This window comes from Mangrovicoccus ximenensis, from assembly GCF_003056725.1.
Taxonomy (GTDB): domain Bacteria; phylum Pseudomonadota; class Alphaproteobacteria; order Rhodobacterales; family Rhodobacteraceae; genus Mangrovicoccus; species Mangrovicoccus ximenensis.
Genome location: NZ_QBKZ01000029.1, coordinates 1 through 13,407 on the forward strand (window position 1 = coordinate 1; position 13,407 = coordinate 13,407).

The 13,407-nt window shown below is 68.3% G+C and carries 9 protein-coding genes and 8 pseudogenes; 10 read left to right on the plus strand and 7 right to left on the minus strand.

From position 1 onward, the window contains the following. Together C7T91_RS30910 and C7T91_RS38850 are read right to left on the minus strand one after the other, a co-directional pair. Window positions 1–978, minus strand: a 978-nt coding sequence (locus C7T91_RS30910; protein ID WP_145963091.1) for a sugar phosphate isomerase/epimerase family protein, incomplete at its 3' end; no start/stop codon positions are given. A 13-nt stretch (window positions 979–991) separates the two neighbouring features. Continuing rightward, a complete protein-coding gene (locus C7T91_RS38850) occupies window positions 992–1,390 on the minus strand; it encodes a hypothetical protein (RefSeq protein ID WP_201742323.1) in 399 nt (132 codons plus the stop codon). Between C7T91_RS38850 and C7T91_RS30920 the strand changes: the two genes are divergently transcribed. The 8 genes and pseudogenes from C7T91_RS30920 (at window position 1,380) to C7T91_RS30955 (ending at window position 8,566) form a co-directional block, all read left to right on the plus strand. Beyond that, window positions 1,380–2,201 carry a multicopper oxidase family protein gene (locus C7T91_RS30920; RefSeq protein WP_108263640.1) on the plus strand — a complete coding sequence of 274 codons (822 nt, stop codon included), beginning with the start codon at window positions 1,380–1,382 and terminating at the stop codon, window positions 2,199–2,201. The two genes, C7T91_RS38850 and C7T91_RS30920, sit on opposite strands and share 11 nt — an antisense overlap. Next, window positions 2,183–3,124: pseudogene (locus tag C7T91_RS30925) on the plus strand (ABC transporter substrate-binding protein); the annotation flags it as partial. The gene C7T91_RS30920 and the pseudogene C7T91_RS30925, both read left to right, overlap by 19 nt. Before the next feature lie 88 nt (window positions 3,125–3,212). Next, window positions 3,213–3,981: pseudogene (locus C7T91_RS30930) on the plus strand (ABC transporter ATP-binding protein); the annotation flags it as partial. Window positions 3,982–4,021: 40 nt separating this feature from the next. Next, window positions 4,022–4,703, plus strand: a pseudogene (locus C7T91_RS30935) (ABC transporter ATP-binding protein). A 1-nt stretch (window position 4,704) separates the two neighbouring features. Then, complete coding sequence (locus C7T91_RS30940; protein WP_108263634.1) at window positions 4,705–5,052, plus strand: hypothetical protein; 348 nt, start codon at window positions 4,705–4,707, stop codon at window positions 5,050–5,052. A 66-nt stretch (window positions 5,053–5,118) separates the two neighbouring features. Further along, window positions 5,119–6,130 (plus strand): annotated as a pseudogene (locus C7T91_RS30945) (branched-chain amino acid ABC transporter permease). After that, window positions 6,127–7,365: pseudogene (locus tag C7T91_RS30950) on the plus strand (branched-chain amino acid ABC transporter permease); the annotation flags it as partial. The pseudogenes C7T91_RS30945 and C7T91_RS30950, both read left to right, overlap by 4 nt. 541 nt (window positions 7,366–7,906) lie before the next feature. After that, window positions 7,907–8,566: an invasion associated locus B family protein gene (locus C7T91_RS30955; protein WP_108263635.1), complete on the plus strand. Its 660-nt coding sequence runs from the start codon at window positions 7,907–7,909 to the stop codon at window positions 8,564–8,566. Between the two features lie 37 nt (window positions 8,567–8,603). On the opposite strand, the pseudogene C7T91_RS30960 reads toward C7T91_RS30955, so the two are convergent. The 3 genes and pseudogenes from C7T91_RS30960 to C7T91_RS30970 all read right to left on the minus strand — a co-directional run. Next, window positions 8,604–9,813 (minus strand): annotated as a pseudogene (locus C7T91_RS30960) (beta-ketoacyl-[acyl-carrier-protein] synthase family protein). Continuing rightward, on the minus strand, window positions 9,810–10,073 hold the full coding sequence (locus tag C7T91_RS30965) for an acyl carrier protein (RefSeq protein ID WP_108263636.1): 264 nt from the start codon (window positions 10,071–10,073) through the stop codon (window positions 9,810–9,812). The pseudogene C7T91_RS30960 and the gene C7T91_RS30965 overlap by 4 nt, the downstream one beginning before the upstream one ends. A 34-nt stretch (window positions 10,074–10,107) precedes the next feature. Then, window positions 10,108–10,548: pseudogene (locus C7T91_RS30970) on the minus strand (UDP-3-O-(3-hydroxymyristoyl)glucosamine N-acyltransferase); the annotation flags it as partial. Between the two features lie 109 nt (window positions 10,549–10,657). Here C7T91_RS30970 and C7T91_RS30975 point away from each other — a divergent pair. Then, entirely contained in the window at window positions 10,658–11,356 is a 699-nt protein-coding gene (locus C7T91_RS30975) for an arylesterase (protein WP_108263638.1), read from the plus strand. A gap of 48 nt (window positions 11,357–11,404) precedes the next feature. Then, window positions 11,405–11,674, plus strand: a complete 270-nt coding sequence (locus C7T91_RS34145) for an ATP-binding cassette domain-containing protein (protein ID WP_108263639.1) — start codon at window positions 11,405–11,407, stop codon at window positions 11,672–11,674. Window positions 11,675–11,723: 49 nt separating this feature from the next. On the opposite strand, the pseudogene C7T91_RS40275 reads toward C7T91_RS34145, so the two are convergent. After that, window positions 11,724–12,314 (minus strand): annotated as a pseudogene (locus tag C7T91_RS40275) (NAD(P)-dependent oxidoreductase); the annotation flags it as partial. Then, window positions 12,311–13,407, minus strand: a 1,097-nt coding sequence (locus C7T91_RS30990; protein WP_330848917.1) for a transketolase-like TK C-terminal-containing protein, incomplete at its 5' end; no start/stop codon positions are given. The gene C7T91_RS30990 and the pseudogene C7T91_RS40275, both read right to left, overlap by 4 nt.

Here is a 13,407-nt window from a genome sequence, read left to right on the forward strand (position 1 = left end):
CTTGGCGATGTGCTGGCCGACCTTGGAGAAGCCCAGGGATTTCAGGAGCGCGTTGAGCTGCGGACGCTCGGCCTCGGAGGTGCTGAACTCGACGAAGGCGATGTCCGAGACCTCGGCGCGCTCCGGCAGCACCGGCAGGTCCAGGCCCTCGGCCACGGCCGGCTCGGTGCGGCGCACCTCATCCATCAGGTGGATCAGCGAGCGGTAGCCGTCGCGGGCCAGCGCCTCGGTCTTGCCCGCCCGGAACTGGTCGTTGAAGATTTCCAGGCTGATCGGCCCGGCATAGCCGGTCGCGCAAACCGCGCGCATGAAGCCCGCCACGTCCAGGTCGCCCTCGCCCGGCATGTTGCGGTAGTGGCGCGACCAGTAGAGCAGGTCCATGTCGATCTTGGGCGCATCGGCGAGCTGGACGAAGAAGACCTTGTCGCCCGGGATCGAGCGGATCGAGTTCGGGTCGATCTTGCGGCTGAGCGTGTGGAAGCTGTCGAGGATGATGCCGACATTCGGATGGTCGGCGCGGCGCACGACTTCCCAGACATCGCGATGGTCCCAGAAATGGCGGCCCCAGGCCAGTGCCTCGAAACCGACGCGGATGCCGCGTTTCGCGGCGCGCTCGCCCAGTTCGCGGAAATCCTCGGCCGCGCGGTCGATGCCGCCCACGGCCTTCGGATGGACCGAGGAACAGACCAGCACCAGATCGGTGCCCATCTCCTGCATCAGGTCGAATTTCCGCTCGGCCCGGTCAAAGGCGCGGCCGCGCCAGGGCTCGGGCAGGGTCTCGAAATCGCGGAACGGCTGGAACAGCGGGATTTCCAGCCCGTGGTCGCGGATCATGTTGCCGACGTCGCGCGGGCTCATTTCCTGCGCGATGAAGTCCTGCTCGAAGATCTCGACGCCGTCGAAGCCCGCCTTGGCGATGGCCTTCAGCTTGCGGCGCAGGTCGCCCGAGATGGAGACGGTGGCAATGGCGGTCTTCATGGGGTCTCTCCGCTTAGTCTTCGCCGAGGGCGCGGAAGGTGGCTTCCATCGCCGCCGGGTCGGCCTCGAGGCCGGTGAAATGGCCGAAGGCGCGCACGGCCTGCCAGACAGCCATGCCCGATCCGGGCAGCACCCGGCAACCCTTGGCGCGCGCATCGGCGAGAAGCTGGGTTTCCAGGGGGAAGTAGACGATGTCCGACACCCACATTTCCGGGGTCAGCAGATCCGCCGGGAAGGCCGAGCCCGGCAGCTTGGCCATGCCCATCGGCGTGCAGTTGACGACGCCGTCGAGCCCGCCCGCAGCGGCCTCTTCGACGCTGCTGCAGACCTCGACGGCCAGCCCGGGCCGGGTGCGGCCCAGAAGCTCGGCCAGGCCTGCGGCGCCGGCCGAACTGGCGGCGATGCGCGCCACCGTCCAGCTCGCTCCCGAGGGCTATCCGGCGACGCAGGTCTGGAGCTATGGCGGCACCATTCCCGGCCCCGTGATCCGGGCAGCGCAGGGCGCGCGGCTGGAGCGGCGGCTGGTCAACCGGCTCGACGTGCCGAGTTCGGTCCACTGGCACGGCATCCGCATCGACAACGCCATGGACGGGGTGGCGGGGCTGACCCAGGTGCCGGTGCCGCCGGGCGGCAGCTTCGATTATGCCTTCGATCTGCCGGATGCCGGGACCTACTGGTATCACGCCCACACGAACTCGATGGAGCAGGTCGCGCGCGGCCTCTCGGGCGCGCTGATCGTCGACGAACCGTCGCCGCCGGACGTGGACCGCGACGAGATCCTGATGCTCGACGACTGGCTGATCGACCCGGAGACCGGGCGGCTCGCCGATGATTTCGCCAACCCGATGATGCGCAGCCATGCCGGGCGGATGGGCAATCTCGCGGGGGTCAACGGCCGCTGGGACTTCGCGCTGGAAGCGAAGCAGAACGAGCGGCTGCGGCTGCGGCTCATCAATGCGGCCAATGCCCGGATCTTCGTGCTGCGGCTGGAAGGGCTCGCGGGCTGGACCGTGGCGCTGGACGGCATGCCGCTGGAGGCGCCGGAGCCGGTGACGGCGGAAATCGTGCTGGCGCCGGCCCAGCGGGTGGATCTGATCGTCGATGTCACGGCAGGGCAGGGCGCCCCGGCGGGGCTGCTGATGCAGGCCGGCCAGGACAGCTGGGAAGCCTTGGCCGAACTCCGCGTGACGGGCCGCGCGGCCGCGCGGGCGAACGGCTGGTGACCGCCGACGGCGTCGCGGGCATCGTCGGCGCGATGTGCTCGGGCGCGACCGGCGCGGTGCTGGCCAATGTCGCCATCCCCAACGGCGTGGTGATGATCTCTCCCTCCGCCACCTCGCCGGGCCTGACCACGGTCGAGGATAACGGCCTGTTCTTCCGCACCGCGCCCTCCGATGCGCGCCAGTCCGAAGTGATGACCCAGATCATCACCGAGCACGGCCTGTCGGAAGTCGCCGTCACCTATACCAACAACGACTACGGCAAGGGCCTCGCCGACAGCTTCCAGCAGGCCTTCGAAGCCGCGGGCGGCTCCGTGACCATGGTCGCGCCGCATGACGACGGCAAGGGCGACTACTCCGCCGAGGTCGGCGCGCTGGCCTCCGCGGGCGGCGAGGCNGCTGGTCGTGGCGGGCTATGTCGACGAGGGCGGCTCGGGCATCATCCAGTCGGCGCTCGATACCGGCGCCTTCGACATGTTCGTCCTGCCCGACGGCATGGTCGCGCCCGCCCTGACCGAGAATTTCGGCGGCGACATCGACGGCTCCTTCGGCCAGCTTCCGGGCTCGGATTCCGACGGCGGCGCCACGTTCGACGGCCTGGCCGAGGCCGCGGGCTTCGACGGAGCGGCGGTCTATGCCAAGGAAGGCTACGACGCCGCCGCGCTGATCCTGCTGGCGATGCAGGCCGCGGGCAGCGCAGATGCCTCCGCCTACAAGGACAAGGTGATGGACGTCGCCAACGCTCCGGGCGAAAAGATCTATCCCGGCGAACTGGCCAAGGGCCTCGAGATCCTCGCCTCGGGCGGCGAGATCGACTATGTCGGCGCCTCCGACGTGGAACTGATCGGTCCCGGCGAGGNCCTCGGGCCGCTTCCGCNGAAGTCAGCATCGAAGGCGGGGAAATCCAGACCGTCGGCTATCGCTGACGCCACGTTCCGGGGTCCGGGCCGCTTGTCCGGACCCTCCAATGCTGCTAGCGGCCAGCCGCCACGCGTTCCGGAATGGGGCCCGCACATGATCACCGTCGACAATCTCGCCATGCGCTTCGGCGGCTTCCACGCCGTCAACGGCGCCTCCCTGACCATCAAGAAGGGCTCGATCACCGGGCTGATCGGTCCGAATGGTGCCGGGAAAACTACGCTTTTCAACTGCATAGCAGGCGTTCTCAAACCAACCTCCGGCCGGGTTGCCATGGCCGGGGAGGACATCACCGGGCTTGAACCGCACCAGCTTTTCCACAAGGGGCTGCTGCGCACCTTCCAGATCGCCCATGAATTCTCCTCGCTCACCGTTCGCGAGAACCTGATGATGGTCCCCGCAGGCCAGTCGGGCGAAACTCTGTGGAATACCTGGGCCCATCGCCGCCGGATTGCCGCCGAAGAGCGGGCNCAACATGAAGAAGGCCGACGAAGTCATTGAATTCCTGACGATCGGTCATCTTGCCGACGAGAAGGCCGGCAATCTTTCGGGCGGCCAGAAGAAGCTCCTGGAGCTCGGCCGCACGATGATGGTCGATGCGAAGATCGTGTTTCTCGACGAGGTCGGCGCAGGCGTCAACCGGACGCTGCTCAACACCATCGGCGACGCGATCCTGCGGCTCAACCAAGAGCGCGGCTACACCTTCTGCATGATCGAGCACGACATGGATTTCATCGGCCGCCTCTGCGATCCGGTGATCTGCATGGCCGAGGGCGCCGTGCTCGCCGAAGGCACCATTGCCGAGATCAAGTCGAACCCGCAGGTGATCGAGGCCTATCTGGGCACCGGGCTGAAGAACAAGGTGACCGCATCATNGAGCGAGCNCCTTCCTGAACGCTGTCGGCATGCGCGGCGGCTACGGCTCTGNCCGACATCCTGCATGGCTGCAACCTGTCGGTCGAAAAGGGCCGGATCGCGGTGATCGTCGGCCCGAACGGCGCCGGCAAATCGACCGCGATGAAGGCCGTCTTCGGCATGCTGCCGCTGCGCGAGGGCCGCGTCACGCTCGGCGGCAGGGACATCACCGCCCTGACGCCGCAGGCCCGCGTCGCGGCCGGCATGGGTTTCGTGCCCCAGACCCACAACATCTTCCCGTCGATGACGGTCGAGGAAAACCTGGAGATGGGCGGCTTCCTGCGCCGCGACGACATCCGCCCGACCATCGAGCAGGTCTACGAGCTCTTCCCGATCCTGCGCGACAAGCGCCACCAGGCGGCAGGCGAGCTCTCGGGCGGCCAGCGCCAGCAGGTCGCCGTCGGCCGCGCGCTGATGACAAAGCCGCAGCTGCTGATGCTCGACGAGCCCACCGCCGGGGTCAGCCCGATCGTCATGGACGAGCTCTTCGACCGGATCATCGAGGTCGCCCGCACAGGCATCTCGATCCTGATGGTCGAACAGAACGCGCGGCAAGCCCTTGAAATTGCCGATACCGGCTTTGTCCTCGTGCAAGGCGCCAACCGTTTCACCGATACCGGCGCGGCGCTCCTGGCAGACCCGCATGTCCGCCAGAGCTTTCTCGGGGGGTGAGATGGACATGCTTTCCGCCCTCGCCGCTTCCGGCATCGCCTGCAGCTTCGCCACCGCCTCGATCGACGGCCGCCGCCCCTTCGACAGCCGCCTCGATCTCGAGCTGACCGCCGCCCCGGCCGAGGGCTTTGCGCTGATGCGCTCGGAGGGAGAGCGCGACGCGCCCTTCGCCGTCGCTCGGCGCGGGGCCTGGACCAGCTTCTCCAGCGACGAGGTCTTCGACTTCGGCCGCAACGCCATCATCGACATCGGCCCCGGCGGCCATGCGGTGATGGTCGTCAACCAGCCCGGCATGGCCGCGCAGATCCTGTCCCGCGAGGGCCGGTGCCGCCCCAGGGAGGCCCAGTGATTTTACATGAAAACCACCATGCAAAGCGCTGACATCATTTCACATTCGCGGAAAGGACCACGCCGNATGGACCTTCTGAACGCGCTGGTGGCGCTGACCAATTTCGTGATCGTTCCAGCCACGGCCTATGGCGCGCAGCTGGCGCTGGGGGCGCTCGGCGTGACCCTGANCGGTGGCGGTGCTGCGCTTCACCAATGTCGCCCATGGCGACACGATGGCCTTCGGCACCATGGTGACCATCCTCGCGACCTGGGGGCTGCAATCCGTCGGCATCACCGGCGGCCCGGTGCCGACCGCACTCCTCGCCCTGCCCGTCGGCATTGCCGCCACCGCCGCGCTGCTGCTGGCCACCGACCGGATGGTCTACCGCTTCTACCGGCAACAGCGCGCCAGCTCGGCAATCCTGCTCATCGTCTCGATCGGCGTCATGTTCGTGATGAACGGGCTCGTCCGCTTCATCATCGGCGTCGACGACCAGCGCTTCGACGACGGGTCGCGCTTCCTGGTCTCGGCCCGCGATTTCAAGGCCTGGAGCGGGCTCGACGAGGGGCTGGCGATCAAGACCACCCAGGGCATCACCGTGCTGACCGCCGCCGTGGTGATGATCGCGCTCTTCTGGTTCCTGAACCGCACCCGCACCGGCAAGTCGATGCGCGCCTTTGCCGACAACCGCGACCTGGCGCTGCTCTCCGGCATCGACCCCGAGCGCGTCGTCGCCATCACCTGGATCCTCGTCGCCGCGCTCGCCACCATCGCCGGAACGCTCTACGGACTTGACAAGTCTTTCAAGCCGTTCACTTATTTCCAGCTTCTTCTGCCGATCTTCGCCGCCGCCATCGTCGGCGGCCTCGGCTCTCCGGTCGGCGCGATCGTCGGCGGCTTCATCGTCGCCTTCTCCGAAGTCGGGCTGACCTATGCCTGGAAGAAGGTGCTGGCCTATCTGCTTCCGATGGGGCTTGCCCCCGACGGACTCGCCCAGCTGCTCGGCACCGAGTACAAGAACGCGGTCAGCTTCCTGATCCTCGTCCTCGTGCTGCTCATCAAGCCCACCGGCCTTTTCAAGGGGACCTCGACATGACCCTGCGCACTGTCTCCCTCTTCTGTCTGGTCGCCCTGCTCATCGTGCTGACCGGCATCCTGCAGAGCTGGAACACCGCCCTCTACATCGTCAACATGGGACTGGTTTCGGCAATCATGGCGCTCGGGCTGAACACCCAATGGGGCTTTGCCGGGCTCTTCAATGTCGGGGTCATGGGCTTCGTGGCCCTCGGCGGGCTGGCCGCGGTTCTGGTTTCCGAGCCCCCGGTGCAGGAGGCCTGGGCCGCAGGCGGTCCGCGCCTGATCTTCGNCGCTTCTCGTCGGCATCGGCGTGATCGCGGCAGTAATTGCAATCCGCAAACGCATGGAAAAAGGGTGGTTGCGGGCTGCAACCACCATCCTGCTCGCCATCGCCGGTTTCGTCCTCTACCGCACCCTCTTCGATCCGGCCCGCGATGCCGTCGAGGCCGTGAACCCTGCCTCGACCGGCTTCCTCGGCGGGCTCGGCCTGCCGGTTCTCCTGGCCTGGCCCGTCGGCGGCCTCTTGGCCGCGGGCGCCGCCTGGGTGATCGGGAAAACCGCCCTCGGCTTGCGCAGCGATTATCTCGCGGTCGCAACGCTGGGCATTTCCGAGATCATCATCAGCANTCCTGAAGAACGAGGACTGGCTGGCCCGCGGCGTCAAGAACGTGGTCGGCATCCCGCGTCCGGTGCCCTACGAGATCGACCTGCAGCAGGACCCGGGCTTCGTCGACGCCGCCACCGGGTTCGGGTTCGATCCCGTCACGGCCTCGACCCTCTACGTCAAGCTCCTCTATACCGGGCTCTTCGCCGTCGTGTTGGTGGTTTTGATCGTGCTGACCCAGCTCGCGCTGAAGGCCCCTTGGGGCCGGATGATGCGGGCGATCCGCGACAACGAAGTGGCCGCTGCCGCCATGGGCAAGGACGTCACCCGCCGCCACCTGCAGGTCTTCATCCTCGGCTCGGCCATCTGCGGCATTGCCGGCGCGATGATGACCACGCTCGACAGCCAGCTGACGCCCGGCACCTACCAGCCGCTCCGCTTCACCTTCCTGATCTGGGTGATGGTGATCGTCGGCGGTTCCGGCAACNACGCTGGGCGGCGTGCTCGGCGGCTTCCTGATTTTCTTCCTCTGGGTCCAGGTCGAACCGCTTGGGCAGATGCTGCTGAACGTTGTCACGATGCCGCTGCCCGACGGCGCGCTGAAGGCACATCTCCTGGACAGCGCTGCGCATATGCGGCTCCTGACCATGGCCGGTGGTCGGACAGGTGTTCAACTTCCACAATTTCCGCTTCGAGATCCTCGGCCGCGAAAAGAACCGCATCAGCCAGATCAGGATCGCGCCGGTCGTCCAGAACGGCTCCCAGGACAGTTAACATGCGTTGCGCCCCTCACCGGGCGTTAACCATTTCCGGCTAGCGTCGGAGAGGCCGGGCACAGGGTGTCACGTCCCGCCCGGCGTCTTCCTCCCTGTTGAACTGGCCGCGCATCCTGCGTGGCCATTTTTTTGCCGCTTCCTGCAGCAGAAACTGCCGGAGGCGCGGGAAGGGACGAACGAATATTTGTTTCCTGTTGACCGCTGCTCCGAGTCATCCTAGCGTCCGGGCCACAGATAAGTCGGCCAGTCCGACAGGGAGCAAAAAAACACTTGAAAGAGGCCCGGCGGGCCTCTTTTTCATTTGACCGAATCTTGTTCATCCGCGGCCTTTCTGCGTCCCCGAGGGGGACTGACAGCCCTTTGCAGCCATGCTAGGCGTGCCGCACCGATGCAATTCCGAAAGGATACGTCCAACATGACCAATCGCTTTGGCGCCGGACTTCTGCTGTCCCTGACGCTTGCCCTGGCAACGACCGCGGCCGTCGCACAGGATCAGGCCGCTCCGGCTCCCGCCGAGGGCGCGGGCGACGCAACCGGCCTTTCCGCGGGCGAACCGGTCCGCCAGGAGCGTCCGACCAGCCGCGACCAGGTCCAGACCGGCCAGCTCTACGTGCCCAAGACCGAGCAGGACTGGGAGGTCCGCTGCGGACGCGCGCCGGAAGGCCAGGCCGATCCCTGCCAGATGTACCAGCTTCTGCGCGACCAGGCCGGCACGCCCACGGCGGAGTTCACGCTGTTCCGGATCGAAGGCGCGGATTTCCCGGCCGGCGCCCTCGTGGTGACCCCGCTGGAAACCCTGCTGACCGGCGGGCTGACCTTCTCGGTGGATGGCGGGGCTCCGAAACGCTACCCGTTCAAGTACTGCAACGCGTCGGGCTGCATGGCCGAGATCGGCTTCAACAGCGACGAAATCGCCGCCATGAAGCGCGGCTCGCAGGCGCTGATCCGGATCGTTCCGGTGGTGGCACAGAACACCAATGTCGATCTGTCGCTGTCGCTGGCGGGCTTCACCGCCACCTATGATGGCCTGCCGCCGCGCCAGATGCAGCGCCGCCCCGCGGCACCCCAGCAATGACGGATGCGGCCGGGCCCCGAGCCCGGCCGGTTCCCGCTCAGGCGGCGCGCAGCGCCAGCACCGCGTTCAGTCCGCCGAAGGCAAAGGCGTTCGACAGCACGACATCGACCTTCGCGTCGCGCGCCTCGTTCGGCACCACGTCCAGCGCGCATTCCGGATCGGGCTCTTCATAGCCGATCGTCGGCGCGATCACGCCGTCGCGCAGCGCCATGATGCAGGCCAGAAGCTCCACCGCGCCGGTGCCGCCGATCAGGTGGCCATGCATCGATTTCGTCGACGACATCATCAGGTTGTCGGCATGGGCCCCGAAAACATCCGCCACCGCGCCGCATTCGGTCTTGTCATTGGCCGCCGTGCCGGTGCCATGGGCATTGATGTAGCCCACCGCCTCGCGCGGCACGCGGGCATCCTCCATCGCGCCGCGGATCGCCCGCGCCGCGCCCTGCTTCGAGGGCATCACGATATCGGACGCATCCGAGGTCATGGCGAAACCGATCACCTCGGCGAGGATCTCGGCGCCGCGGGCCCTGGCATGCTCGTATTCCTCGAAGACGAAGACGCCGGCGCCCTCGCCCTGCACCATGCCGTTGCGGTTGGCCGAGAACGGCCGGCAGGCATCGCGCGACATCACGCGCAAGCCCTCCCAGGCCTTCACCCCGCCGAAGCACAGCATGGATTCCGAGCCGCCGGTGACCATCACCGTCGCCATGCCGCAGCGGATCAGGTTGAAGGCCTGGCCCATCGCATGGTTCGAGGACGCGCAGGCGGTCGCCACGGTGAAGCTCGGGCCCTTGAGGTTCCAGGACATCGAGACATGGCTCGCCGCAGCGTTGTTCATCAGCTTCGGCACGACGAAGGGATGGACGCGGTTCTTGCCCTCTTCGTAGACCGAGCGGTAGTTCTCGTCCGAGGTCTGCAGCCCGCCGCCGGAGGTGCCCAGAACCACACCCGAGCGCGCCGCCAGCTCGCCGCCGAAGGTCAGCCCGGACTGGGCGATCGCCTCGCGCGCGGCCAGCAGGGTGAACTGGGTGAAGCGGTCATAGAGGGCGATCTGCTGGCGGTTGAACTCGGTCTCGGGATCGTAGCCCTTGNACCTGCCCGCCGATCTTGATCGACAGCCGCTCGACATCGCGGAATTCCAGGGGACCGATGCCGCAGCGGCCCTCGCGCATCGCCTCGAGCGTCTCGGCGACGGAGCGGCCAAGGGGATTGATCGTCCCCTGGCCGGTAATGACCACGCGCTTCATGCGTGCTGTTCCGCCACCAGCTTCTCGACGGCGGCGATGATCGCGGCCACGGAGGAGATGTCGAACTCGCTCGCCGCCGGATCGTTGGCGTTGAACGGGATCTGGATGTCGAAGGCTTCCTCGATGGCGAAGATGCTTTCCACCAGCCCGAGGCTGTCGATCCCGACATCCTCGAGCGTCTTGTCCGGGGAGACGTCGCTCTTGTCGAGGACCGCCTGCTCGGCAATGATTTCGATGATCTTGTCCGCCACGTCAGACATGGGCCGACCCCTCTCTCCGGTTTCCGCGCGGGATCTAGTCGCTTTCCCCCTCCTTTTGAACCGCCTTTTTGAGGGCCGCGACATCCCGGTAGAGCCGCGGCAGGCGGCGCATGCCCTTGTTGATCTCCATCTGGGTGGCCATCTCGACGGCGGGCGATCCGAGGATCACGCGGCCCGCCGGCACCTTGGTGAAGATCTTGGTGGCCCCGCCCGCGACCACGTCGTCGCCGATGGTGATGTTGTCGTTGACGCCGACCTGGCCCGCCAGCACCACGCGGCTGCCGATCTTGGTCGAGCCCGCCACGCCGACCAGGCCGCAGAGCAGGCAGTCCTCGCCGATCTGGACATTGTGGCCGATCTGCACGAGGTTGTCGATCTTGGTGCCGCGGCCGACGCGGGTGGCGCGGATCGTGCCGCTGTCGATGGTGGAATTGGCGCCGACCTCGACATCGTCGCCGATCCCCGTGAGCCCCAGCGTCTCCCCGCGCGCCACCTGCAGCGTGATGCCGTGCAGGATGGATACCGGTCCGGCATTGCCGTCGAGGGTGAGGGCGGCATCCTTCAGGGCGAGGACGGGCTCGGCCATGGGGTCTCTCCTTGGTCGTGTCACATCCCTGCGATATGGCCTTGCAGGCGCCGGCCGCAAGGCAGCGCTGGCAATTGCGCTGGCTTTCCCGGGTTTTGCCGCCGATGCTGACGCGGTTGTGATCGCGGCCCTCGGCGACAGCCTGACGGCCGGCTACGGATTGGGCGACGGCGAGGGGCTGGTGCCGCAGATGCAGGCCTGGCTCGAGGCCGAGGGCGTGGAGGCGGTGGTGCAGAATGCCGGGGTCTCGGGCGACACGACCGCGGGCGGGCTGGCGCGCCTGGGCTGGACGCTCGGGCCGGAGGTCGATGCGCTGATCGTCGAGCTCGGCGCCAACGACATGCTGCGCGGCGTCGATCCGGCGGAGGTGCGGCGCAATCTCGACGGCATCCTGACCCGGGCGGGCGAGGCCGGTCTGCCGGTGCTGCTGGTGGGCTTCCGCTCGCCGGGGAATTACGGCCCGGACTACCAGGCCGAGTTCAACGCGGTCTATCCGGAGCTCGCCGAGGCGCATGGCGCGGACCTGTTCCCCTCCTATTTCGCGCCGCTTCGGGCCGAGGATGACGGCAGCCAGGCCGCGCGCGGGCGGCTTCTGCAGGCCGACGGGCTGCATCCGACCGCCGAGGGCATCGCGCTGATCGTCGAGGCGCTGGGACCGCAGGTGAAGGCGCTGGCCGAGCGGGCGGCGGCAGAGTGAGACACTCCGTCCCTGTCCCGCGCCGGTTTGCGCGCTAGGCTCGGCCCCATGTTGCTGGATGCCGAAGACATCGCCAAGAGCTTCCCCGGAGAGACCGGGCCCGTTGCCGTGCTCGACGGGGTGTCGCTGTCGCTGGGGCAGGGCGAGACCTTGGCGCTGACCGGCGAGAGCGGCTCGGGCAAGAGCACGCTGCTGACCCTGCTCGCGGGGCTCGACCGGCCGGACCGCGGCGAGATCCGGCTGAAGGGCACCGCCTTCGGGCCGCTGAAGGAGCCCGAGCTGGCCGCGATCCGGCGCGGCCGCATCGGGCTGGTCTGAACAGGCCGCGCGTGGCCTCGGTCAGCGGGCAGTGGAGCGAAATCACGTCGGCGCGCGCGCAGAACTCGCCGAAGGGCACGCGGTCCCCGCGCGGGGCCTCGCCGGGACGGGCGGCGAAGATGACCTCCATGCCGAAGGCGCGGGCCAGCGCGGCCACCTTCGAGCCGATGCCGCCCTTGCCGACGATGCCCATGGTCGCACCGGAAAGGTCGCGGATGGGACCCGAGAAGAAGCAGAACTGCCCTGCCCGCTGCCAGGCGCCGTCCCGGACCTCCGTGACATAGGGGACGAGCGAGCGGCGCAGCGCGAGGAGCAGGGCGAAGACATGCTCCGGCACGGTGTTGACCGAATAGCCGCGGATATTCGCGACCGCCACGCCGCGATCCGCGCAGGCGGCCACGTCCACGCAGTCGGTCCCGGTCGCCGCGACGGCGACGAGGCGCAGCGACGGGGCCGCATCGAGTTCCGCCGCGCCGATGCGCACCTTGTTGGTGACCGCGATCTCCGCGCCGGCAAGCCGCGCGGCGGTCTCGCCGGGCGCGGTGCGGCGATGCTCCGCCCAGTCATGGGCGAAGCCGGGGCGGGGCAGGGCGATCTGCGGGGCGATGGTCTCGCGGTCGAGAAAGACGATGCGGGTCATGCGGGAACCTCCCCGACCATGGCCACCGCGGTTTCCGCAATGCGCACGGGGGTCAGGCCGAAATGCTCGTAGAGCACCTCGGCGCGCGCGGAGGCGCCGAAGCCCTCCATGCCGACGAAGCGGTCGCCCTCGCGCAGCCAGCGGTGCCAGCCGAAGTCCATCGCCGCCTCGATCGCGATCCGCGGCGCGCGGCCCAGCACCTCGGCCCGATATGCCGGGTCCTGCCGCTCGAAGAGTTCCCAGCAGGGCATCGACACGACAGCCGCGCGGATCCCCCGCAGCGCCAGCAGCACCTGTGCCTCCATTGCGATGCCGACCTCGGTGCCGGTGGCCAGCAGCGTCACCTGCCGCTCCCCCTTCGCCGGGCTGGCCACGTAGGCGCCACGCCGGACGAGATTGTCCCGCGTGTCACGGCGGACGCGGGCGGCGGGCTGGCGCGACAGCGCAAGCAGGCTCGGCGTCGCGTCCTGCTCCAGCGCAACCTGCCAGGCCTCGGCGGTCTCGACTGCATCAGCGGGACGGAAGACCAGGAAATTCGGCAGGGCGCGGAAGCTTGCCAGGATCTCCACCGGCTGGTGGGTCGGCCCGTTCGAGCCGACGCCGATGCTGTCATGGCTGAAGACGAAGAGCGCGGGCAGCCCCATCAGCGCAGCCATGCGCATCGCCGGGCGCTCGTAATCGGCGAAGGCCAGGTAGGTGACGGCGACCGGGCGCAGCCCGCCATGGGCGGCGATTCCGCCGGCCATGGCGCCCATCAGGTGTTCGCGCACGCCGCAATGGACATAGCTGCCCGAGCGGTCAGCGGCGGCGAAGGCGGTCCGTCCGCGCTTGTGGTTGGTCGGCGCCTCCAGATCGGCGCAGAGCACCATCAGTTCGGGCATCGGGCCCGCCAGCGCATCGCAGACGTCGCCCGAGGAGCGGATCGTCGGATCGGCGGCGGGAAGCTCAGGCCAGATCGCGGCGGCATCAACGGCGGGTGCCTTTCCCGCGTGCCAGCGGTCGAACGCGGCGCGCTGCGGATCGCAGGCATGCCGCGCGGCAGCGGGACGCGCCGCGGCAGGAGCGCGGCAAGGCCGAGCGCGGCGCCCCAGAG

Coding starts and splice junctions, on each gene's coding strand:
- C7T91_RS30965 (WP_108263636.1), bottom strand. CDS start 10,073: ATGTCTGACGTGGCGGACAAGATCATCGAAATCATTGCCGAGCAGGCG.
- C7T91_RS30920 (WP_108263640.1), top strand. CDS start 1,380: ATGCGCGCCACCGTCCAGCTCGCTCCCGAGGGCTATCCGGCGACGCAG.
- C7T91_RS30955 (WP_108263635.1), top strand. CDS start 7,907: ATGACCAATCGCTTTGGCGCCGGACTTCTGCTGTCCCTGACGCTTGCC.
- C7T91_RS30975 (WP_108263638.1), top strand. CDS start 10,658: ATGGGGTCTCTCCTTGGTCGTGTCACATCCCTGCGATATGGCCTTGCA.
- C7T91_RS30940 (WP_108263634.1), top strand. CDS start 4,705: ATGGACATGCTTTCCGCCCTCGCCGCTTCCGGCATCGCCTGCAGCTTC.
- C7T91_RS34145 (WP_108263639.1), top strand. CDS start 11,405: ATGTTGCTGGATGCCGAAGACATCGCCAAGAGCTTCCCCGGAGAGACC.